The sequence below is a fragment of the Gemmiger formicilis genome (assembly GCF_024462815.1).
Lineage (GTDB): Bacteria > Bacillota > Clostridia > Oscillospirales > Ruminococcaceae > Gemmiger.
The window spans coordinates 1-768 of sequence record NZ_JANGCG010000048.1 but is presented as its reverse complement, the minus strand read 5'-3'; the positions used below and the strand labels follow the sequence as shown (position 1 = coordinate 768).

Annotated in this window: 1 protein-coding gene; it reads right to left on the bottom strand. The window is 54.4% G+C overall.

Annotated features, from left to right (window positions below; genetic code table 11):
* Nucleotides 1–105: 105 nt before the first annotated feature.
* Nucleotides 106–768 (bottom strand): DUF3991 and TOPRIM domain-containing protein (locus tag NE623_RS14425; RefSeq protein WP_256273503.1); only part of this gene is annotated, 663 nt, incomplete at its 5' end.

Genomic DNA, 768 nt, shown 5'->3' with positions numbered 1-768 from the left:
TATAATTTTGCGTCTTTTGTACACGGAACACAGCCATAACGATTTACCTCCTGTTTATGCCCTATAAGTGGGCGAACGATTTCTAACTTTCATGTTGATCTCTCTCTATCGGCAAGGCGCCGCGCGGTGGGCGGCAGTTCTTGCCACCAGGTTGTTTTTTGCCATATCAGCGTAATCTCCATTCTCGATGTTGGGCGGCAGGTCGCAAACTTGATACTTTTCTCGGTAAAGGTTCTGAATGCCGACACTCGCCATGCGCCCTTTGGCGTCGTTGTCCAGCCGCAGTTCTATCGTTGTAATTTCCGGGTGCTGCCGCAGGAATTCCTGTAACGCCAGCGGCTCTTTGCCTGAGGATGAGATACCGCCCAGCGACAGGCGGTATTTGTCCGCAGCATCCCCGCAGAGCGTCATCTCTGCCATGGCATCTATGGCAGCTTCAAACACGGCAACGGTGGTGCCGGGCTGCATCGGCGGGATGCAGAAGCCGTATTGTTTCTGACTGCCCGGTGCTTCGCGCTTGAATGGTTTCCCATAGTCATAAATGCCGCGCAGAGCCGCATATTTCGGCACGCCCTGTGGGTCTTTTCCCAAGAAAACACAGTTGTGATATTCTGCACTTTCGTACAGAATCTTTCTCGCAATACAGTAGCGAATCGTGGGCAGTGAGATGCCGCGCCCCAGCAGATACCGCGTCACACGGTCATTATTCGGTGCAGGGTTCGGCAGACGGAACGGCGGGCGCTCGCGTTCCACCGCCTCATGCTGCAC